21 protein-coding genes, 1 rRNA gene and 1 riboswitch are annotated in these 18,905 nt (G+C 74.3%); of the genes, 7 read left to right on the top strand and 15 right to left on the bottom strand.

The annotated features are described in order from the left end of the window. Positions 1 to 59: 59 nt before the first annotated feature. On the bottom strand, positions 60 to 1,775 hold the full coding sequence (gene pgi / locus ACZ7LE_RS21800) for a glucose-6-phosphate isomerase (protein ID WP_470405348.1): 1,716 nt from the start codon (positions 1,773 to 1,775) through the stop codon (positions 60 to 62). After that, positions 1,772 to 2,536, bottom strand: a complete 765-nt coding sequence (locus ACZ7LE_RS21795) for a copper homeostasis protein CutC (RefSeq protein WP_470405347.1) — start codon at positions 2,534 to 2,536, stop codon at positions 1,772 to 1,774. The genes pgi and ACZ7LE_RS21795 overlap by 4 nt, the downstream gene beginning before the upstream one ends. A gap of 75 nt (positions 2,537 to 2,611) precedes the next feature. Here ACZ7LE_RS21795 and ACZ7LE_RS21790 point away from each other — a divergent pair, with 75 nt between their 5' ends. Then, positions 2,612 to 3,796: a PrsW family intramembrane metalloprotease gene (locus ACZ7LE_RS21790; RefSeq protein WP_470405346.1), complete on the top strand. Its 1,185-nt coding sequence runs from the start codon at positions 2,612 to 2,614 to the stop codon at positions 3,794 to 3,796. On the opposite strand, the gene menC is transcribed toward ACZ7LE_RS21790, so the two are convergent. From menC to ACZ7LE_RS21770, 4 genes are all read right to left on the bottom strand, one after another. Then, positions 3,787 to 4,938, bottom strand: a complete 1,152-nt coding sequence (menC, locus tag ACZ7LE_RS21785; RefSeq protein ID WP_470405345.1) for an o-succinylbenzoate synthase — start codon at positions 4,936 to 4,938, stop codon at positions 3,787 to 3,789. The genes ACZ7LE_RS21790 and menC overlap by 10 nt on opposite strands. Next, a complete protein-coding gene (locus ACZ7LE_RS21780) occupies positions 4,935 to 5,855 on the bottom strand; it encodes a GNAT family N-acetyltransferase (protein ID WP_470405344.1) in 921 nt (306 codons plus the stop codon). The genes menC and ACZ7LE_RS21780 overlap by 4 nt, the downstream gene beginning before the upstream one ends. Beyond that, positions 5,852 to 6,991, bottom strand: coding sequence for a M20 family metallopeptidase (locus ACZ7LE_RS21775; RefSeq protein ID WP_470405343.1), 1,140 nt, complete (start codon positions 6,989 to 6,991; stop codon positions 5,852 to 5,854). Before ACZ7LE_RS21775 ends, ACZ7LE_RS21780 begins: the two co-directional genes overlap by 4 nt. Before the next feature lie 90 nt (positions 6,992 to 7,081). Beyond that, a complete protein-coding gene (locus tag ACZ7LE_RS21770; protein WP_470405342.1) occupies positions 7,082 to 7,435 on the bottom strand; it encodes a DoxX family protein in 354 nt (117 codons plus the stop codon). Between the two features lie 125 nt (positions 7,436 to 7,560). On the opposite strand from ACZ7LE_RS21770, the gene ACZ7LE_RS21765 reads away from it, so the two are divergent. Then, entirely contained in the window at positions 7,561 to 7,923 is a 363-nt protein-coding gene (locus ACZ7LE_RS21765; protein ID WP_470405341.1) for a winged helix-turn-helix transcriptional regulator, read from the top strand. A 9-nt stretch (positions 7,924 to 7,932) separates the two neighbouring features. Here ACZ7LE_RS21765 and ACZ7LE_RS21760 read toward each other — a convergent pair whose 3' ends face one another. Continuing rightward, the gene (locus tag ACZ7LE_RS21760) at positions 7,933 to 8,349 is read right to left on the bottom strand and encodes a DUF6069 family protein (RefSeq protein ID WP_470405340.1); all 417 of its coding nucleotides are present in this window, start codon (positions 8,347 to 8,349) and stop codon (positions 7,933 to 7,935) included. 165 nt (positions 8,350 to 8,514) lie between these two features. On the opposite strand from ACZ7LE_RS21760, the gene ACZ7LE_RS21755 reads away from it, so the two are divergent. Continuing rightward, on the top strand, positions 8,515 to 9,708 hold the full coding sequence (locus tag ACZ7LE_RS21755) for a sensor histidine kinase (protein ID WP_470405339.1): 1,194 nt from the start codon (positions 8,515 to 8,517) through the stop codon (positions 9,706 to 9,708). Further along, positions 9,708 to 10,355: a response regulator gene (locus tag ACZ7LE_RS21750; RefSeq protein ID WP_470405338.1), complete on the top strand. Its 648-nt coding sequence runs from the start codon at positions 9,708 to 9,710 to the stop codon at positions 10,353 to 10,355. Before ACZ7LE_RS21755 ends, ACZ7LE_RS21750 begins: the two co-directional genes overlap by 1 nt. A 24-nt stretch (positions 10,356 to 10,379) precedes the next feature. Here the strand turns inward: ACZ7LE_RS21750 and ACZ7LE_RS21745 are convergent, their stop codons facing one another. From ACZ7LE_RS21745 to ACZ7LE_RS21735, 3 genes are all read right to left on the bottom strand, one after another. After that, a complete protein-coding gene (locus ACZ7LE_RS21745) occupies positions 10,380 to 11,108 on the bottom strand; it encodes an ABC transporter ATP-binding protein (RefSeq protein ID WP_470405337.1) in 729 nt (242 codons plus the stop codon). Further along, a complete protein-coding gene (locus ACZ7LE_RS21740) occupies positions 11,108 to 12,748 on the bottom strand; it encodes an ABC transporter permease (protein ID WP_470405336.1) in 1,641 nt (546 codons plus the stop codon). The genes ACZ7LE_RS21745 and ACZ7LE_RS21740 overlap by 1 nt, the downstream gene beginning before the upstream one ends. Positions 12,749 to 12,978: 230 nt before the next feature. Continuing rightward, a complete protein-coding gene (locus ACZ7LE_RS21735) occupies positions 12,979 to 14,058 on the bottom strand; it encodes a thiamine ABC transporter substrate-binding protein (RefSeq protein ID WP_470405335.1) in 1,080 nt (359 codons plus the stop codon). After that, positions 14,054 to 14,159, bottom strand: a riboswitch (TPP riboswitch). Its footprint overlaps the gene before it by 5 nt. Positions 14,160 to 14,196: 37 nt before the next feature. On the opposite strand from ACZ7LE_RS21735, the gene ACZ7LE_RS21730 reads away from it, so the two are divergent. From ACZ7LE_RS21730 to ACZ7LE_RS21720, 3 genes are read left to right on the top strand one after another with little or no spacing between them, the layout of a single operon-like run. Further along, positions 14,197 to 14,478 (top strand): DUF4235 domain-containing protein, encoded by a 282-nt coding sequence (locus ACZ7LE_RS21730; protein ID WP_470405334.1) that lies wholly within the window; start codon positions 14,197 to 14,199, stop codon positions 14,476 to 14,478. A 20-nt stretch (positions 14,479 to 14,498) separates the two neighbouring features. Then, complete coding sequence (gene moaC / locus ACZ7LE_RS21725) at positions 14,499 to 14,969, top strand: cyclic pyranopterin monophosphate synthase MoaC (protein ID WP_470405333.1); 471 nt, start codon at positions 14,499 to 14,501, stop codon at positions 14,967 to 14,969. Next, positions 14,966 to 15,205, top strand: a complete 240-nt coding sequence (locus ACZ7LE_RS21720; RefSeq protein WP_470405332.1) for a MoaD/ThiS family protein — start codon at positions 14,966 to 14,968, stop codon at positions 15,203 to 15,205. The genes moaC and ACZ7LE_RS21720 overlap by 4 nt, the downstream gene beginning before the upstream one ends. A 49-nt stretch (positions 15,206 to 15,254) precedes the next feature. Here ACZ7LE_RS21720 and ACZ7LE_RS21715 read toward each other — a convergent pair whose 3' ends face one another. The 5 genes from ACZ7LE_RS21715 to rrf all read right to left on the bottom strand — a co-directional run. Beyond that, positions 15,255 to 15,770, bottom strand: coding sequence for a MogA/MoaB family molybdenum cofactor biosynthesis protein (locus ACZ7LE_RS21715; RefSeq protein WP_470405331.1), 516 nt, complete (start codon positions 15,768 to 15,770; stop codon positions 15,255 to 15,257). Beyond that, complete coding sequence (locus ACZ7LE_RS21710; protein WP_470405330.1) at positions 15,767 to 16,681, bottom strand: sulfite exporter TauE/SafE family protein; 915 nt, start codon at positions 16,679 to 16,681, stop codon at positions 15,767 to 15,769. The genes ACZ7LE_RS21715 and ACZ7LE_RS21710 overlap by 4 nt, the downstream gene beginning before the upstream one ends. A gap of 204 nt (positions 16,682 to 16,885) precedes the next feature. Next, positions 16,886 to 17,344: an RrF2 family transcriptional regulator gene (locus ACZ7LE_RS21705; protein WP_400550123.1), complete on the bottom strand. Its 459-nt coding sequence runs from the start codon at positions 17,342 to 17,344 to the stop codon at positions 16,886 to 16,888. A 72-nt stretch (positions 17,345 to 17,416) separates the two neighbouring features. Continuing rightward, positions 17,417 to 18,676 carry an AGE family epimerase/isomerase gene (locus ACZ7LE_RS21700; protein WP_470405329.1) on the bottom strand — a complete coding sequence of 420 codons (1,260 nt, stop codon included), beginning with the start codon at positions 18,674 to 18,676 and terminating at the stop codon, positions 17,417 to 17,419. A gap of 146 nt (positions 18,677 to 18,822) precedes the next feature. Then, positions 18,823 to 18,905: ribosomal RNA gene (gene rrf, locus ACZ7LE_RS21695) — 5S ribosomal RNA — on the bottom strand; the annotation flags it as partial.

The following is an 18,905-nucleotide window of genomic DNA, read 5'->3' as shown; positions in this document are numbered from 1 at the left end:
ACCCTGCGCAGAAGGCCCGGGGAGACGGACGCGTCTCCCCGGGCCTCAGGCCGGCGTCGTCAGCCGCGCAGCTCGCGGTACTTCGCGATGAGCGCCGCCGTCGACGGGTCCTGCGCCGCCAGCGCGGCCTCGTCGCCCGCGACCGCCGGGGCGATCTCCAGCGCGAGCTTCTTGCCGAGCTCGACGCCCCACTGGTCGAACGAGTCGATGCCCCAGACGACGCCCTGCACGAACGTGATGTGCTCGTACAGCGCCACGAGCTGCCCGAGCACCGACGGGGTCAGCGCGGGCGCCAGGATCGACGTCGTGGGCCGGTTGCCGCTGAACACCTTCGCCGAGACCAGGTCCTCCGCGACACCCTCGGCCCGGACCTCGTCCGCCGTCTTGCCGAACGCGAGCGCCTTGGTCTGCGCGAAGAAGTTCGCGAGGAACAGGCCGTGCACGTCCGCCCCGGCGGCGACCGCGCCGCCGTCGCCCACGGCGTCGGCCAGCGGGTAGGCGGGGTTGGCCACGGCGATGAAGTCGGCCGGGATGAGCCGCGTGCCCTGGTGGATGAGCTGGTAGAACGCGTGCTGGCCGTTGGTGCCGGGCTCGCCCCAGAAGACCTCGCCGGTCTCGGAGGTGACGGGCGTGCCGTCCCAGCGCACGGACTTGCCGTTGGACTCCATGGTGAGCTGCTGCAGGTACGCCGGGAACCGGTGGAGCTGCTGCGCGTACGGCAGGACGGCGTGGGTGTGCGCGTCGCGGAAGTTCACGTACCAGACGTTGAGCAGGCCCATCAGGGCGGGCACGTTGCTCTCGAACGGGGTGGTGCGGAAGTGCTCGTCCATGGCGTGGAAGCCGCCGAGGAAGTCGGCGAACGCGTCCGGCCCGATCGCCACGGCGAGCGAGGTGCCGATGGCCGAGTCCACGGAGTAGCGGCCGCCCACCCAGTCCCAGAACCCGAACGCGTTGGCGGGGTCGATGCCGAACGCCTCGACCTTGTCCAGCGCGGTGGACACCGCGACGAAGTGCTTCGCGACGGCGTCGGCGCGCCCGTCCTCGGAGTCCTCGATGGCCCCCGCGGCAACGAGCGAGCGCCACAGCCAGTCGCGCGCGAGCCGCGCGTTGGTCAGGGTCTCCAGCGTGCCGAAGGTCTTGGACGCGACGATGAACAGCGTGGTCGTCGGGTCCAGGTCGGCGGTCTTCTGCGCGACGTCGGTGGGGTCGATGTTCGAGACGAACCGGACCTCCAGGCCGTCCTGGACGTAGGGCTCCAGGGCCTCGTACGCCATGACGGGGCCGAGGTCGGAGCCGCCGATGCCGATGTTGACGATGGTCCGGACGGCCTCGCCGGTGACGCCGGTCCACTCCCCGGAGCGCACCTGCTCGGCGAACGCGTAGACCTTGGCGAGCTCGTCGGCCACGTCGGCCGTGACGTCCTGGCCGTCCACGGTGAAGGGCTCGTCCGAGGGGCGACGCAGGGCGGTGTGCAGCACGGCGCGGTCCTCGGTGACGTTGATGTGCTGCCCGGAGAACATCGCGTCACGGTGCTCCGCGAGGCCCACCTCCTCGGCGAGCGCGAGCAGCGCGGCGAGCACGTCGTCGGTGACCAGGTTCTTCGACAGATCGACGTGCAGGTCGCCGGCCTGGTGGCTCAGCCGGGCGGCGCGGGCCGGGTCGGCGGCGAACCAGCCGCGCAGGTCGGGGTCGAGGTTCTTGGAGAGCTCGGTGAGCGAGCCCCAGGCGTTGGTGGTGGTGGCGTCGACAGGCACACGGGCCGGCTCTGAGGTCATGACTCAACCGTAGTGCGGAGAGCCCTGGCCGCAGCCTCGGCCAGTGTCTGATCCGTCACCTCGTAGCCGGCGTCGCCCCCGCCACCAGGGCCGCCGGCGTCGGTCACGGTCCGCTTGGCGGACAGGTGGACGGCGTCCACGCCCACACCGAGCAGGGCCGGGACGTCCGCGGCGGTGATGCCGCCCCCGGCCATGATCTCGATGCCGAGCTCGGCGCTGCGCTCGACCAGGGCGGCCAGGCGGTCCAGGCCCTCGGCCGCGCGGGCCGCGCCGCCGGAGGTCAGGACGCGCGCGACACCCAGCTCGGACAGCGTGTCGAGGGCCGCGATCGGGTCCGCGACCACGTCGATCGCCCGGTGGAACGTCACCTCGGCGTCGTCGGCGGCGGCCACCAGGGTGCGCATCCGCGCCACGTCCACCGTGCCCGACGGCGTCAGCGCACCCAGCACGACGCCGTCCACGCCGGCGTCGACCGACAGGACGACCTCGCGGAGCATCAGGTCGTGCTCGGCGGCCGAGTAGACGAACCCGCCGGGCCGGGGCCGGACCAGGACGTGCACCTCCAGGATCGGCGCGCTGTCCGACGACGGCACCACCGCCGCGGCGTCGATCACCGCCTCGATCAGCGCGGCGCTGGGCGTGATGCCCCCGGTGGCGCCGAGCGCGGAGCAGAGCTCGACGCGCCGGGCACCGACGTCGGCAGCGATCACCGCCCCGGCCGGGTCCTGGACAGCGAGCTCGAGCGCGACACGTTGGGGCACGTGGGCCAGCGTAGTCGTGCGCGGGGCGGCCGTTCGCCCGCCGTGACCGGGGGCAATTCTGTAGGGTCCCTTGGCATGGCCATCGATCCCAGTGCGATCCTCCAGGGTCGCGCCCCCGGGCGTGCCCCTGTCGGAGTGATCGTCGGGATCGTCTTCGCCTCGGTCTGCCTGCTGTCCGTGCTCGCGTTCGACGCGGTCACGGGCGGGGCGTCGTTCGTCGTCGGGCTGCTGCTCGCGCTGCTGCCCGTCGCGGTGTGGCTGCCCCTGGTGCTCGCGCTGGACCGCCTGGAGCCCGAGCCGCCGAACGCCCTGATCTTCGCGTTCCTGTGGGGCGCGGGCGTGGCGGCGCTGTTCGCGAGCATCCTCAACACCCTGGGGCTGTCGCTGCTCACCGAGACCGAGCTCACCGGCGAGGAGGAGGGCTGGTACCTCGTCGCGACGTTCGGCGCGCCCGTGGTCGAGGAGCTGCTCAAGGGCGCCGTCCTGTTCGGCATGCTGTGGTGGCGGCGGCAGGAGCTGAACGGTGCCACCGACGGCGTCATCTACGCCGCGATGGTCGGGCTCGGCTTCGCCGCGACGGAGAACGTCCAGTACTTCATCGACGCCCTCGACTCGGACCAGCTCGGCTACGTGTTCGTGCTGCGGGCCGTGGTCTCGCCGCTGCTGCACCCGCTGTGCACGGCGATGACGGGGATCGGCGTCGCGGTCGCGGCCCTGGCCGGACCGGGCCGGCTGCGCCGCACGGCACCGCTGTACGGGCTGCTCGGCGCGATCGCCCTCCACAGCCTGTGGAACGGCTCCACGAAGTTCGGCCTGGTCGGGCTCGGGTTCGCCTACCTGGTCGGATTCGTGGTGCTGGTCGTGCTCGTCGTGGTCCTGGCCCGCGACCGGCGTCGGATCGTCCAGCTCATCGAGCACTACCTGCCGCTGTACGGGCCGGTCGGCATCATCACCCCCGACGACCTGCGCATGCTGTCCAGCCTGCCGGGCCGCCGCGCGGCCCGGCGCTGGGCCCGGTCGGCGGGCGGCCGCCCGGCCGAGCGGGCCATGACCGACTACCAGCAGGCCGCGACCGAGCTCGCGCTGCTGCACCAGCGGGCCGGCGCCCAGCGTGACCTGGACCCGCACGGCCTGGAGCAGCAGCGGCAGTACCTCGTGTGGGTCATGCAGCAGGCGCGGGCCGCGTTCGTCGCGCGGCTGCCGCACCCGCCGGTGTCGCCGTGGGGTGCGACGGGCTTCGGCCCGCCGCGTCAGGGCTGAGACGCCCGGCCGAACGCGATCCGCTCGACGCCCGTGGTCACCTCGTCGAGCACGTCCGGCACCGGGGTCACCCCGAGGCCGGGCCCCGTGGGAACGGCGATGTGGCCGGCATCCAGCACGAACGGCTCCGTGATGTCGCGCGCGTAGAACCGGCCCGAGGCCGAGATGTCGCCCGGCAGCGTGAAGCCGGGCAGGGCCGCGAGCGCCGCGTTGGCGGCCCGCCCGATGCCGGTCTCCAGCATGCCGCCGCACCACACGGCCACGCCGTGCGCCACCGCGAGGTCGTGGATGCGGCGCGCCTCGAGGTACCCGCCCACCCGGCCGGGCTTGATGTTGATGATCGAGCAGGCGCCCAGCGTGATGGCCGCGGCCGCCGTCTGCGCGGAGACGATCGACTCGTCGAGGCAGACCGGTGTGCGGATGCGCCGCGCCAGCTCGGCGTGCCCGAGCACGTCCTCCTCCTCCAGGGGCTGCTCGATCAGCAGGAGGTCGAACGGGTCGAGCCGTGCCAGGTGCCGCGCGTCGCGCAGCGTGTACGCCGTGTTGGCGTCGACCTGGAGCGGTACGTCGTCGCCGAACCGCTCCCGGACGGCCCGGACGGGCTCGACGTCCCAGCCGGGCTCGATCTTCAGCTTGATCCGCACGTACCCCTCGGCGAGGTAGCCGTCGACGACGTCGAGGAGCTGCGGGATCGAGTCCTGGATCCCGACGGACACCCCGCTCGGCACCCGGTCCACGACACTGCCCAGCTCCCGCGACAGCGGCCGACCGGCGGCGCGCAGCTCGGCGTCGAGCACCGCCATCTCGAGCGCTGCCTTGGCCATGCGGTGCCCCTTGACCGGCGCGAGCGCCTGGCCGACGTCGACGGCGGAGCGGATCCCCGCGCCGTCCCGGTACGCGCCGAGCGCCGGGACCAGGAACCTACGCAGCACGTCGGCGCACGCGTCCACGTACTCGGAGGAGTACAGCGGGTCGTCGCCCGCCACACACTCGCCCCAGCCCTCGCCGTCGTCCGTCTCGACGCGCAGCAGGAGCAGGTCCCGCTCGGTCTGCGTGCTGAACGACGTGCGGAACGGTGACACGAGCGGGAGCCGGACGCGCCGCAGCTCGATGCTCCGGACGGTCAGGTCGTCGGTGGTCATGCGGTCTCCTTGTCGGTCGGCGAGTCGGTCGGCGAGTCGGTCGGCGGTTCAGGCAGCAGGTCTGCCGGGACGTGCACCTGGTAGCCGCCGGGCCCGAACCCGACGACCGCCCCGCCGCCGGACAGCGGTGGCAGCAGGCCCGCACGGACCGCCGCACGCCAGCGGCGGGCAGCGGCAGGATCGGTGGCGCGCAGCGTCTCGATGTCGGCCGGCACGGGCACCGTGACCAGCCGGCCTGGCCCGGCCGCCCCGGCGGGCCCGGCCGTGCCAGCGTGCCCGGCCTCCCCGGTCGACGGGCCGGCGCCGGAACAGGCCGCGGCCACCCGCGGGTCGCGGAGGTCCCAGCGCACCAGGATCCGGTCGGACTCGTCGCCCCGGTTGATCGCGTCGGGCATGGCACCGTAGAAGCCCGGCAGGTACTCGACCGCTCGCGCGGCGAGCTTCACGAGGTTGAGGTGCGCGTTCCGGGCGACGAGCGGGTCGTAGGTCCAGGTGATCGTGTCGACGCCCTGCTGGAGCACCCAGGCCCGCTGGTGCAGCTTGAGCGCGAACCCGATCCCACGGCCGACGGAACCGGCGGACACTCCTGCGACGTGGCTGTGCAGGGCGCGCTCGTCGGGCGCATGGAAGAACCCGAAGCACGCGCCGACCATCCGGTCGCCCTCGTACGCGGCGGCGACGTAGTTGGTCGTCCTGGCCAGCACCCGGAGCAGCTCGGCCGGGACGGGCGAGCTGCCCCAGACCTCCGTCCACAGCTCCTCGGCGGCAGTGTGCCCCGCCATGTCGTCGACCATCCGGATCTCGACGCCCGCGGCGCGCGCGGCGACGTCGGCCGCGCGGACGGCGTCCGCCACGACCGGGTCGGTCGAGACCGGCTCGTTCGGGACCGGCTCGTGCCCGCCGGACCGGCCGGTCATCGGATCGCCGCCACGTCGGCGCCCGCGTCGGCGACCAGCTCCACGACGAGCGCGCGCAGCAGCGCCGTGCGGTCGGCGATCCGGTCCACGAGCACGTGCTCGTGGTCGGCGTGCGCGCCGCCGCCCACGGCGCCGAGCCCGTCGAGGGTGGGCGTGCCCACGCCCGCGGTGAAGTTGCCGTCGGACGCCCCGCCCACGGCCACGCCGGTGAGCGCGGGCAGCCCGGCCTCCTCGGCCAGCCGGGAGGCGCGGGCGAACAGGTCCGCGGACAGCGCCCGCTCGAGCGGCGGCCGGTTGATCCCGCCCTCGATCTCCAGCGCGGCGCCGGGCAGCACGGGCTCCAGCGCCCGCAGGGCGGCGTCGACCCGCTCCTGCTCGGCGACCGACCGGGCGCGGACGTCCACCGCGACCGACGCCTCGGCCGGGACGGTGTTGCGCGTGGTGCCACCGGCGACGACCGTCGGCACCACCGTCGTGCCGAGCGCCGGGTCGCCCAGGGCCGCGATCGCAAGCACCTGGTGCGCCAGCTCGACCGCGGCGTTCACACCCTTCTCGGGCTCCAGGCCCGCGTGCGCGGCGCGGCCCTTGACCAGCACGCGGTAGATCGAGGTGCCCTTGCGCTCCAGCTTGAGCGCGCCGCCGTCCGCGGAGGCCTCCAGCACGAGCGCGGCCGCCACCCCGCGCGCCTCGTCCTCGATCAGGGCCTGGGACGACGGCGAGCCGAGCTCCTCGTCACCCGTCACCAGCAGCGTGACGCCGGTGCGGTCCGCCATGGACGCCAGCACGTGCAGCGCCATGGCCAGGCCGGTCTTCATGTCGAAGCATCCCGGGCCGCGCAGCACGCCGTCCGCGATGCCGAAGGGGTGCGTGCGCAGGGAGCCCAGCGGCCACACCGTGTCGTGGTGCGCGAGCACCAGGACCCGCGTGGGCCCGCCGAGCCGCCACCGCAGGTGGATGCCGAGCCGTTCGGGCGGGACACCCAGGTGCTTCGTGCCGAGCCGGGCCACCAGGTCGGCGGACCGGGCCAGCGCGGCCGGGTCCTCCGACGGCGACTCGCACTCGACCAGGGTCCGCAGGTCCTCGATCAGTGCGTCGGTGTCGATGTCCGGGAGGGCGGGGGTCTCGTGGAGGGGCATGAGGGCACGGTATCCGCCGGGCCCGACGTGTCGGACGCTCAGATCACCCGAGTGACCTGAGCGTCCGACACGTGCGTTCGCGGAACGTGGTCAGAGCGAGAGCAGCCGCAGCACCAGGGCCGCCGCCGAGAGCAGCATCAGGGCACCCGTCGGGCCCACGCCGGCCCAGTCCTTGGCGCGGACGTGCGTGACGACGGCGCCGAGGAAGTACACGACGAAGCAGGCCGTGGCGGCGACGCCGATCGGCGCCCACCAGATCCCGGCGAGGGTGCCGAGCGCGCCGGCGACGAGCAGGGAGCCGAGCACCGGGATGAACCGCCGGGGCACACCGAGCTTCGTGGTGAGCGGCTCGACGACCTGCGGGTTGCCCGTCAGCTTGCCGTACCCGCTGAACGCGGTGGCCAGGATCAGGAGCGACGAGACGATGACAGAAGCGACGAACACGGGTCCTCCGGGGACAAGGGCCGGGTACGGCCCGGCGAGCACGGGCACCCGTCCGGGCGCCCCACGAATCGTCCGGCACCCGGCGAACCTTGCCAAGGGCCGGGTTAGTGACTAACCATGGGTAAGTGACCTCGGAGACGACCACCGGACGGACGGTGTCCCAGGACGAGTGCGGCCTCTTCCAGCGCACCCTCGAACGCGCGGGACGCCGCTGGTCGGGGGCGATCCTCTACGCCGGGGTCGCCGGCGCCCGACGCTTCGTCGAGTACCGCCGCTACGTGCGCGGCATCTCCGACCGCGTCCTGACCCAGCGCCTGCGCGAGCTCGAACGACAGGGGTTCATCACCCGCGAGGTGGTGCCGACCATGCCGGTGCAGATCCTGTACACGCCCACCCCGGCGGGGGCCGAGCTCGTCGCGGCACTGCAGCCCCTCGCCGAGTGGGGAGCCCGGCACCCGGACGTCCTCGACCAGGCGGACGACGAGTAGCCGGGCCGGTCAGCGGGCGGGAGCGGCCGCCCGCCGTCCGGTCCGGCGCAGGCCCAGCGCGATGACGGCGCCCACCACCAGGTGCTCGGTCACCAGCAGCGCCACCGACGCCGGCGTCGTGCCCGAGGCGGCGCCCAGGAACGAAACGAGCAGAGCCACCCCGCAGAGCACGAGCCACGCGGCTTCGCCGCCGCCCTTCGCGATACGTCCGACGACGGCCCGCGCGCCCCAGCCGGCGAACCCGGCCACCAGCGCGGCGGCCAGGGCGGCGACGACCGTGACGGGCTGGACGCTCGCCCCGGCACGGGCCTCGGGGTCGACGCCGAGCGCCGTACCGATCAACCACACCAGGACGGCGGCCGCCGCGGCGGCGAACGGCACCGCCCAGGCGGGCCAGGGGCTGCGGGTCACCAGGTTCTCGGCCATGACGTCTCCTCACTCCGTGGCGCGTCCGTCGCGCCTGGTCACAGCCTTCTGGGCCGGGGCCGTCGCGACATCCGTCCGTGGTACCGAGCCGGGTCACCCTTCGGTAGCGCCACCCCCGACCTTGGTCGGTGTCCGACGTCGCGCGCCGTGCGTAGTGTCACCGGCATGACAGGCGAACCGCAGGACCGCGAGCCCGGAGGCACGCGCACCGAGGCCGCGCGCACGGGCACCGGGCGCCCGCCGCTGCGCGCGGTGGTGGTGGCCATGCTGCTGCTCGGGACCCTGACCCTCGCGACGGTGCTGTCCCGACAGGCGAGCGGGGGCGCCGCTCTCCCCCTGGAGCTCCTCGACCTCGTCGTCGCGGTCGTCTCCCTGGCCCTGCTGCCGCTGATGTGGGCCCGCCGGTCCGTCCCGCTCGCGCTGGTGCTGGCCGCGCTGGCGGCGCTCTCGCCGGGCGCGACGCCGGCGGCGACGTCGGGCGTGCTGCAGATCGCCCGGTGGTCGCCCCTGCGCACGGCGGTCCTCGTGGCCGCGGCGAGCACGGTGGCACACGCGGTGCAGGGCCTGTGGCGGCCCCCTGCGTTCCCGCTGGGCTGGTGGCTCCTGTGCGACGTCGCCGTGCATGCCGCCCTCCTCGGCTGGGGCGCCTACCTCCAGGCGCGCGCCCAGCTCCTCGCCGACCTGCGGGCCCGCGCCCGCCGCGCCGAGGCCGACCGCGAGCAGGCGCTGGAGACCGCCCGGTCCGGGGAGCGCAACCGGATCGCCGCCGAGATGCACGACGCCCTCGGGCACCGCCTGTCCCTGCTGGCTGCCACGGCGGGCGCCGTCGAGTACCGGCCGGACGCGCCCCCGGAGCAGCTCGCCGCCGCGGCCGGGCGGGTGCGGACCGGCGCCGCCGAGGCCCTGGAAGACCTGCGCCAGCTCGTCCGGCTGCTGCGCGGCGGGTCGGACCGGCTGGCCCCGCCGCCCACGCTCCGCGACATCCCGGGGCTCGTGGACGCGGCCCGCTCCGTGGGTGCCACCGTGACGCTCGACCGGACCGACGAGCGCGTGCCCAGCGGGCCGGGTGACGCCGAGCCGTCGCCCGCGGTCGCCATCGCCGCCTACCGCGTGGTCCAGGAAGGCCTGACCAACGCCCGCCGGCACGCGCCGGGCGCGGCCGTCCGGGTCACCGTGACCACGTGCGCGGACGAGGTCCGGGTCGTCGTGGCCGACGACGGCCCCGAGCACACGTCCGACGCCGCGCCCGGGACCGGTCTGGTCGGCCTGCGCGAACGGGTGGAGCTGCTGGGCGGCACGCTCGACGCAGGCCGCTCACCTGCTGGTTTTGCCCTGGAGGCGCGGATACCGTGGGCCTGATGGAGACCCGCCTCGTGATCGTCGACGACGACGCCCTGGTCCGCGCGGGCCTGCGCCTCATGCTCGACGGCGCCGAGGGCATCCGCGTGGTCGGCGAGGCCGCCGACGGCGGGGACGTGGCGGAGGTGCTGGACGCCCACCCCGCCGACGTCGTGCTCATGGACCTGCGCATGCCCGGCGTCGACGGGATCGAGGCCACCCGCCGGGTACGGGGCCGGCCCTCGCCGCCTGCCGTCGTCGTGCTCACCACCTTCGACACCGACACCGAGGTGGTCGGCGCGCTGCGCGCCGGGGCCGCCGGCTACCTGCTCAAGGACATGCCACCCGCGCGGATCGCCGCGGCGGTGCGCGCCGCGGCCGACGGCGAGCCGGTGCTCGCGCCGGACATCGCCCGCCGCCTGATGGAGACCGTCGCCGCCGGCGGCGGCGAGGCGCGGGACGCCCGGAGCGCCCTCGACCGGCTCACGAGCCGGGAGCGCGACGTCGCCGTCGAGATCGGGCGCGGCTCGTCCAACGCGGAGATCGGACGGCGGCTCTACCTGAGCGTCCCGACGGTCAAGGCGCACGTCTCGAGCGTGCTCGTGAAGCTCGGCGTGGAGAACCGCACGCAGGTGGCACTGCTCGTCCAGCAGGCCGGCGCGGCCTGAGGCCGCGTTCCCGGACGGTCCGCGTCAGGCGCGCAGCCCGAGGAACTCCGCCACGCGGTCGGACGCCGGCGCGGTGCGCAGCTCCTCCGGCGCGGCGACCTGGAGCAGCCGGCCCCGGTCCATGACCCCGACCCGGTCGGCCACGGCCGAGGCCTCGGCGTGGTCGTGCGTCACGAACACGGCGGTGGTCCCGGTCTCGACGAGCGCGACCCGTACCTCGCCGGCCAGCCGCTCCCGGAGCTGCCGGTCGAGCGCGGACAGCGGCTCGTCGAGCAGCAGCAGGCGCGGCCGCGGCGCCAGGGCGCGCGCGAGGGCGACCCGCTGCTGCTCCCCGCCGGACAGCGTGGGGACCGCCCGCTGCTCGTACCCGGCGAGCCCCACGAGCTCCAGCAGCTCGATGACCCGCGCGTCCCGCTCCTGGCGGGTGAGCGGCAGGGTCTCCAGGCCGTAGGCCACGTTGCGCCGCACGTCCCGGTGCGGAAAGAGCTGGCCGTCCTGGAACATCAGCCCGAACCGGCGCCGGTGCACCGGCAGGCGGCCGACGTCGGCGCCGTCGTACAGCACCTGCCCGCCGGCCAGCGGCTCCAGCCCCGCGACGGCGCGCAGCAGGGACGACTTGCCGCACCCGCTCGGCCCGAGCAGGGCCAGCACCTCGCCGGGCGCCACGGTGAGCGTGACGCCGTCCACCGCCGTCACGCCGGCCGCACCGGTCCCGTACCGCACCGAGACGTCCCGGATCTCCAGCCCCGCCATCAGAACTCTCCTCCCGCGCGGTCGTCGCGCAGTCGCTCCGCCACCATCATGACGGTCGCGGTCAGCGCGGCGAGCACCACGGACGCCGCGAGCGCCATCCCGTAGTTCTCCGCCCCGGGGCGTCCGATGAGGCGGTAGATCACGACCGGCAGGGTGGCGCCGTCGGGCCGCGCGAGGAACGACGTCGCGCCGAACTCCCCGAGGGAGACCGCGAACGCGAACCCGGTGGCCAGCCCGACCGAGCGCAGGGCGATCGGCAGGTCCACGGTGCGCAGCACGCGTCCCGGGCCGGAGCCGAGCACGGCGGCGACCTCCCGCAGCCGGGGGTCGATCGCCCGGAGCACCGGCAGCACGGTGCGCACGACGAGCGGCACCGCGACGACGGCCTGCGCCACCGGCACGAGCAGCCCGGAGGTGCGCAGGTCCACGCCGAGCACGGGCTGGTCCATGGTGATGAGGAAGCCGAACCCGACGGTCACGGCGGAGACGCCCAGCGGCAGCATGAACAGGCCGTCGAGTGTGCCGATCGCACGGCGTGCGCCCACGGACCGGGGCCGCCGGGACACGACGAGCGCCACGAGGCCGCCCACGACCAGGGCGATCAGGGTGGCGGTCAGCGCGATCCGCAGCGACGTCGCGGTGGCCTCCCACACGGTGACGACGAGCGCGTTCCGCTCGCCGGTGGTCCCGAGCGCCAGGTAGTTGCCCGGGCCCCACGACCCGTCCGGCTCCCGGAACGAGCGGACGACCAGCCCGGCGAGCGGCAGCGCGATGAGCGCGGCGACGATCGTGACGCCCGCGAGCGAGGCGCTCACGTCCGCGGGCGAGCGCCAGGACAGCGGGCGCGCCGAGCGCCGCGCCGACACCAGGTGCAGCGCGGCCTCGCGCCGCCGGCGGGCGCGCGCGGAGACGGCCAGGGCGGCGGAGATGACCACGAGCTGCAGGACGGACAGCACGGAGGCCGACCGCAGGTCCAGGAACTGCGTGGTGCGGGTCCAGATCTCGGTCTCGATGGTGCCGTACCGCACACCGCCGAGCACGAGCACCACCCCGAACGCCGTGGCGCAGAACAGGAACACCACCGACGCCGCCGAGGTGATCGCGGGCGCGAGCGAGGGCAGCGTGACGGTGCGGAACACGCGGGCCGGACCGGCGCCCAGCGACGCCGCGGCCTCCTCGGCCCGGGGGTCGAGCCGCTCCCAGAGCCCGCCCACGGTGCGCACCACCACGGACACGTTGAAGAAGACGAGCGCGACGACGATCCCGGCGAGCGACTCCTCCAGCCCGAGGAACCCGAGCGCACCGCTCGGCGCGAACAGCGCGCGGAACGCGACGCCGACCACCACGGCGGGCAGCACGAACGGCACGGTCACCAGCCCACGCGCCAGGCTGCGCCCCGGGAACGACCGCCGGTACAGGAGGTAGGCCAGCGGTAGGCCGAGCAGCACGGAGAACGCCGTGCCGAGCACCGCCTGGGTGAGGGTGAGCCCCACGAGCCGCCACGTGCGGGGGCGGGTGAGCACCTCGACGAACCCGGTGAGGTCGAGCGCGCCGTCGGGCACGAACCCGCGCACCACGAGTGCCGCCACCGGCCACGCGAAGAAGACCGCGAGGAAGCCGAGGGGAACGGCGACCGCCACGCCCCAGAGGAGGGGCGCGGGTCGCAGCCCGTGCCTCCAGCCCGGGCTCCGGCTCAGGCCCTGCCCTTGGTGGACTGAGCCTGCGGCTCCGCTCCGGGCGGGTGCCTCGTTCCTCGGCCCTGATGCGCTGCGCCTCCGGCTCAGGCTCTGCCCTTGGTGGGCTGAGCCTGCGGCTCCGCTCCGGGCGGGTGCCTCGTTCCTCGGCCCCCACCCTGCGCTGCGCCTCCGGCTCAGCCCACGACGGTCTCGGTCCACCGTTCGATCCACTCGTCGCGGTGCTCGCTCACGTCGGCCGGGTCCACCTCGAACGGGGCGTCGGCCTGGGGCGCGAACTTCTGCCAGTCGGCGGGCAGCTCCACGGCCGCGTCGGCCGGGTACATGTACATCGACTCGGGCAGGGCGGCCTGGACGTCGTGGGTGAGCAGGAAGTCCACCAGCGCTCGCGCGCCCTCCGGGTTGTCGGATCCCGCGAGCACGCCCGCGTACTCGACCTGCCGGAAGCAGGTCTCCAGCAGCGCGCTGGTGGTCGACTCCGAGCCGTCCTCGCTCACCGTGAACGCCGGCGACGTCGCGTAGGACAGTGCGAGCGGCCGCTCGCCGCCCTCGCCCGCCCCGGAGAAGTCGACGTAGTACGCGTCCTCCCACGAGTCGGCGACCTTGACGCCGTTGTCCACGAGCGAGGCCCAGTAGTCCTCGAACCCGTCCTCGCCGAACGCCCCGATCGTCGCCAGCAGGAACGCGAGCCCCGGGGACGACGTCGCCGGGTTGGTCACCACGAGCAGGTCCTTGTACTGCGGGTCGGCGAGGTCCTCCAGCGTCGTCGGCACCTCCAGGCCGGACTCCTCGAACCAGGCCTCGTCGGCGTTCACGCAGACGTCGCCCTGGTCGACGGGCGTGAGCGCGCCGCCGAGCTGCTCGGCGCCCTGGGGCAGGTCCGCGGGTGTGTACTGCTCGACCACGCCGGCCTCCAGCGCGCGGGAGGCGAACGTGTTGTCGATGCCGAACACCGCGTCCCCGAGCGGGGCGTCCTTGGTCAGCACGAGCTGGTTCACCAGCGTGCCGGCGTCACCCGCGGCGCTGACCTCGACCGTCGTGCCGGACTCCTGCTCGAACTGGTCGATCAGCTTCTCGTCGAGCGCCCAGGAGTCGTGGGTCACCAGCGTCACGGTCCCCGGGTCGCCGGTGGCGGACGAGTCGTCGCCGGACCCGGAGCCGGATCCGCCGGAGCACCCGGCGAGCAGCAGTGCCGTCGACAGCGCGACCGCGACGGTAGGGATGGTGCCCCCGTGGGCACCGGAAAGACGCGACATCATTCCTCCGACTTCCTCCGCCGGTGTCAACCGGATCAGGTTCAAGGGTCTGCGGCTCTCCGCACTCTCAGCGCCATCGGGGCGCTCCCCTGTCGTTTCCGTGCAGCCTAGTCGGCCGTCGAGGGCTACGGTGTGGAGATGGGCCAGATTGAGACGGAACAGACACTCGGCGAGAAGGTCGGCACCCTCGCACTGACGATCGCGGCCGGCTGGGTCGCCCAGAAGGCCGTCAGCATGATCTGGAAGGGCGTGACCGGAAACGACGCGCCCAACAAGCCGGACGACCCGGAGCTGGACCTGCTGCAGGCGACCGTGTTCGCGGCCGTCGCCGCCGGCACCGCGGTGTTCGCCAAGCGGCTGGCCGCGAAGGGCGCGCACAACGCCGCGGTGCGGATCGCCGCGCGGCGCAGCGCCGCGTGAGGGCATGACACCCTGGTGCCGTGAGCTTCACGCACCTCGATGACCGCGGCCAGGCCCGCATGGTCGACGTCACCACCAAGCAGCCGACCGTACGCTCGGCCACGGCCTCCGGCCTGGTCCGCTGCACCCCTGCAGTGATCCAGGCGTTGCGCGACGGCGCCGTGCCCAAGGGCGACGTGCTCGCGGTGGCGCGCGTCGCGGGTATCGCCGCGGCCAAGAAGACGCCCGACCTGCTGCCGCTGGCCCACGTGATCGGCGTGCACGGCGCAGCGGTGGACCTGGAGGTGACCGACGACGGCGTCGTCGTCACCGCCACGGTCCGCACGGCTGACCGCACCGGCGTCGAGATGGAGGCGCTCACCGCCGTCGCGGTCGCCGGTCTCGCCGTGATCGACATGGTGAAGGGCCTCGACAAGTCGGTCTCGCTCGCGGACGTGCGGCTGGAGCGCAAGACGGGCGGCAAGTCGGGCGACTGGGTGCGTGCCGAGTGATCACGGTCCGCTACTTCGCCGGCGCCCGGGAGGCCGCGGGGCGCACCTCCGAACAGCTCGACGGCCCGACGTCGGTGGCCGCCCTCCGCGGCGCCCTCGCCGCCGCCCACCCGGCCCTGGGTGCCGTGCTGCCGAAGTGCGCGCTGCTGGTCGCGGGCGCCCGGACCACGGCGGACGACGCGGCAGTGCCGGACGGCAGCACGGTCGACGTGCTCCCGCCCTTCGCGGGCGGCTGATCCCGGCTGACCCCGGCCCGGAGCCGGTGGCCCGGCCGCTGCGACCTTGTCAGTGCGGCACCGGAGCCGGGTGGTCGCCGCCCTCGAGCTGGGAGCGGACGTGCGGCCAGAGGGCGAGCACCACGTCGAGGCCGTCCCGCACGCCCCCGGTCGACCCCGGCAGGTTCACGACGAGCGCGCGCGTGCCGCCCGTGGCATGTGCCACGCCGACCAGACCCCGCGAGAGCGCGGCGGTCGGGATGCCTGCGACGGTGCCCCGCTGTCGGACGGCCTCGGCGACGCCCGGTACCTCGTAGTCCAGCACGGCGCGGGTGCCCTCGGGCGTGAGGTCGCGGGGCGTGATCCCCGTACCCCCGGTGGTCACCACCAGACGAGCGCCGGCGTCGAGCACGGTCCGCAGCACGTCACGGACCGGCTCGACGCCGTCGGGTACCAGATGGGTGACCAGGTCGGTGAACCCCGCCGCACGCAGGATCCGCGCCGCCGCGGGACCGGACCGGTCCTCGGCCTCGCCGCGGGCACAGCGGTCGGAGACGGTGATCACCGCTACCTGGTCGGACGTCATGCCGACACGCTATCGGCCTCCGGCTTCTCGCTCACGGCGGTCTCCTCGGCCAGGGCCTTGCGGTGCGCCCGCACGGACCAGATGACGGCGGCGGCCCAGCCCAGCCAGATCACCACGTAGACCGGGATCTTCACCGCGTCGGAGGCGGCGATCCAGTCGCTGTTGAGCAGCGTGCGCGAGTTGGTGAGCACGATGACGCCACCCACGAGCGAGCCCAGGATGCGCGGCGGCACCAGGCGCACCAGCCAGGCCGCGATCGGCGCCGCGATCAGGCCGCCGATGAGCAGGGCGAGCACCCAGGTGAAGTCGATGCCCTCGCCGGACAGGCCGACGAAGAAGCCGACGCTGGCGGCGACGGCCACCAGGAACTCGCTCGTGTCGATCGAGCCGATCACCTTGCGCGGCTCGAGGCGGCCGCTCGCGAGGATTGCGGGCGTGCCGACCGGGCCCCAGCCGCCGCCACCGGTGGCGTCGAAGAAGCCGGCCACGAGGCCGAGCGGAGCGAGGAACCGCTTGCGCAGCGGCTTGTCCGAGCGGGTCGGCAGACCCTGCACCGTGAAGCGCAGCAGCACGTAGAGGCCAAGCAGGAGCAGGATCACCGACATGACCGGTCCGGCGACCTCCGTCGACAGCGACGAGAGGAAGGTGGCACCGGCGAACGCGCCGATCGCGCCGGGGATGCCGATCTTGGCGACGACCTTCCAGTCCACGTTGCCGAAGCGCCAGTGGGAGGCGCCGGACGCGAGGGTCGTGCCGATCTCCGCGAGGTGCACGGTGGCCGACGCCGCGGCGGGGTTGGTGCCGATGGCCAGCAACAGCGTGGTGGAGGTGACGCCGTAGGCCATGCCCAGACTTCCGTCCACCAGCTGCGCGCCGAGGCCGACGAGCGCCAGCAGGATCAGGGTTCTCATGGTCGTGACCTTCCAGGTCCGGGGGGATGCGACACAGGGCCATGGCAAAGTCAGGCCCGCGTCAAGGTAACCACCTAACCCGGTCGGAAACAACAAGCATCTCAGAGATCGGATAAGTGCGCATGAGAAAGCCGGGTGAAAGCCCCGCGATCTCTCGGAGTTCGGCCGGACCAGGGACGGCCGGGCCTCAACGTCCGGTCAGGGTCAGGAGTTCGACCAGGCCGAGTCGCCCTCGGTCAGGGCGCGGATGTCCTCCGGCAGCGTGCCGCCCACCAGGTCCGCGAGGGACACTGCCTCCAGCACGGCGCGCACGTTGGCCCGCAGCGCCACCCACACGTGCAGGAGCGGCGCGGCCGCCCCCTGGAACTCCAGGTCGGACGGCCGGTTGCCGCGGACGAAGACGAGCGGCCCGTCCACGGCACGCACGACGTCGGCGATGGTGATCGAGTCGGCGGGCCGGGCGAGCCGGTACCCGCCGCCGGCGCCGCGGTGGCTGGTGACGAGCCCGTCGCGACGCAGGTCGCTCAGGATCCCCTCCAGGAAGCGGTGCGGGATGTCCTGCGCCCGGGCCAGGGCCTCGGCGCGGACGGGCCCGTCGTGGTCGGCAGCCGCCAGCTCGGCGGCGGCACGGACGGCGTAGTCGGCTCGTGCGGAGATCCTCATGGCTCCATTGTCTCCCGCCCGCGGCGCCGGCACGCACGACGCCGCGGACTCACCCCCGTCCGCGGGCCGCCGTCAGGCCAGGATCTGGCCCGCCTTCTGCGCCGACGCCGCGAACGACCCCGTGAGCGGGAGCTCCGGCAGGATCACCGCCTGCGCCGCGTGGTACACGTCGGGCTTGCCCACCCAGGTGAGCCCGGACGGGCGGTTCTCGGTGTCGAGCTCGTGGTGCCACGAGCCGTGCTCGGCGTCGACGAGGTGCTCGCGGATCCAGGCCCACCACTCGCGCTCGAGCTCGGCGTACCGCGCGTCCCCGGTGACGCGCGCCAGCACGTTCGCCGTGGCGGCGCCCTCCGCCGCGACCCAGTGGAAGCGCCGGGGCTCGACGGGCGTGCCGGCCCAGTCCGTCGTGTAGACGAAGCCGCCCCCGCCCGCGCCGTCCCAGCCGTCCGCCACCGCACGGTCGAAGAGCGCTGCGGCGGCCGCGGTCCGCTGCCCGGGCGTGCCCGCCTCGGCGTCGATCTGCAGCAGCAGACGGGCCCACTCGAGCCCGTGCCCGGGCGTCGCACCGTACGGCTTGAACTGGTCGCGGGGCCGGTCCGCGTTGTACTCGAGGAGCGGGTTCCAGTCCGCGTCGAAGTGCTCGGGGATACGCCACTCGTTGGCCTCGGCCCAGGCCACGACCTGGTCGCCGATCGCCGACGCACGTTCCAGCCACAGCGCGTCCCCGGTCGCGGCGTGGGCCGCGAGCAGCGCCTCGACCGAGTGCATGTTCGCGTTCACGCCCCGGTACTCCGACGTGGTCGTCCAGTCGCGCGACCGCTCGTCCAGGTGCAGGTTCCGCTCCGGCTCCCAGAACCGCGCGTCGAGCACGGCGAGGGCCTCGGTGAGCAGCTCCGACGCGCCGGCGATGCCGGCCACCTTGCCGGTCGAGGCCGCGAGCACCACGAACGCGTGCGCGTACGCCTCCTTGGTGCCGACGAGCTCGTCACCCGCACCGCGGGCGGCCAGCCACCCGCCGAACTCGGCGTCGGCCAGCACCTCGCGAAGCCCGGTGAGGGCGCGCGCGGCGTACACGTCCGCCCCGCTCACACCCAGCAGGTGCCCGACGGCGAAGCTGTGCGCCATCCGCGCCGTGATCCACGTCTCGACGGGATGGGAGGCGTCCGGGCGGCCCTCGTCGTCGAGCCAGCACGCGGCGCCGTCCTCGCGGATGGAGGCCTCGGCGAAACGCAGCAGCGAGACGAAATGGTCACGACGCCACGCCGCGTCGGCGCTGCTTGCGGGCTGGGTGCTGGTGGAGCCCGCGGCAGTGCGGGTCGTGTCTGCGTTCACACCGCCACGATAGCCGCGGCCGCTGTGCGGCCCGCAACTCGCCTGAGTGCCGGACGGCCGGCCGTGTGGTCCGGAAATGCAGGAAGGGGGTGGGGTGTCTCCGACCATTGCTGGTCGGGCACCCCACCCCCTTGCTGGGAATGGTTGTCCGGCGGCGTCCTACTCTCCCACCCCGTCACCAGGGCAGTACCATCGGCGCTGTGGGGCTAAGCTTCCGGGTTCGGAATGG

Source organism: Promicromonospora sp. NPDC110617 (genome assembly GCF_055598465.1).
This window is presented reverse-complemented; position numbering and strand designations above follow the sequence as displayed.

Coding starts and splice junctions, on each gene's coding strand:
- ACZ7LE_RS21715 (WP_470405331.1), bottom strand. CDS start 15,770: ATGACGTCCGACCAGGTAGCGGTGATCACCGTCTCCGACCGCTGTGCC.
- ACZ7LE_RS21775 (WP_470405343.1), bottom strand. CDS start 6,991: ATGCCCCTCCACGAGACCCCCGCCCTCCCGGACATCGACACCGACGCA.
- menC (WP_470405345.1), bottom strand. CDS start 4,938: ATGACCACCGACGACCTGACCGTCCGGAGCATCGAGCTGCGGCGCGTC.
- ACZ7LE_RS21735 (WP_470405335.1), bottom strand. CDS start 14,058: ATGTCGCGTCTTTCCGGTGCCCACGGGGGCACCATCCCTACCGTCGCG.
- pgi (WP_470405348.1), bottom strand. CDS start 1,775: ATGACCTCAGAGCCGGCCCGTGTGCCTGTCGACGCCACCACCACCAAC.
- ACZ7LE_RS21745 (WP_470405337.1), bottom strand. CDS start 11,108: ATGGCGGGGCTGGAGATCCGGGACGTCTCGGTGCGGTACGGGACCGGT.
- ACZ7LE_RS21730 (WP_470405334.1), top strand. CDS start 14,197: ATGGGCCAGATTGAGACGGAACAGACACTCGGCGAGAAGGTCGGCACC.
- ACZ7LE_RS21760 (WP_470405340.1), bottom strand. CDS start 8,349: ATGGCCGAGAACCTGGTGACCCGCAGCCCCTGGCCCGCCTGGGCGGTG.
- ACZ7LE_RS21790 (WP_470405346.1), top strand. CDS start 2,612: ATGGCCATCGATCCCAGTGCGATCCTCCAGGGTCGCGCCCCCGGGCGT.
- ACZ7LE_RS21710 (WP_470405330.1), bottom strand. CDS start 16,681: ATGAGAACCCTGATCCTGCTGGCGCTCGTCGGCCTCGGCGCGCAGCTG.
- ACZ7LE_RS21780 (WP_470405344.1), bottom strand. CDS start 5,855: ATGACCGGCCGGTCCGGCGGGCACGAGCCGGTCCCGAACGAGCCGGTC.
- ACZ7LE_RS21755 (WP_470405339.1), top strand. CDS start 8,515: ATGACAGGCGAACCGCAGGACCGCGAGCCCGGAGGCACGCGCACCGAG.
- ACZ7LE_RS21750 (WP_470405338.1), top strand. CDS start 9,708: ATGGAGACCCGCCTCGTGATCGTCGACGACGACGCCCTGGTCCGCGCG.
- ACZ7LE_RS21705 (WP_400550123.1), bottom strand. CDS start 17,344: ATGAGGATCTCCGCACGAGCCGACTACGCCGTCCGTGCCGCCGCCGAG.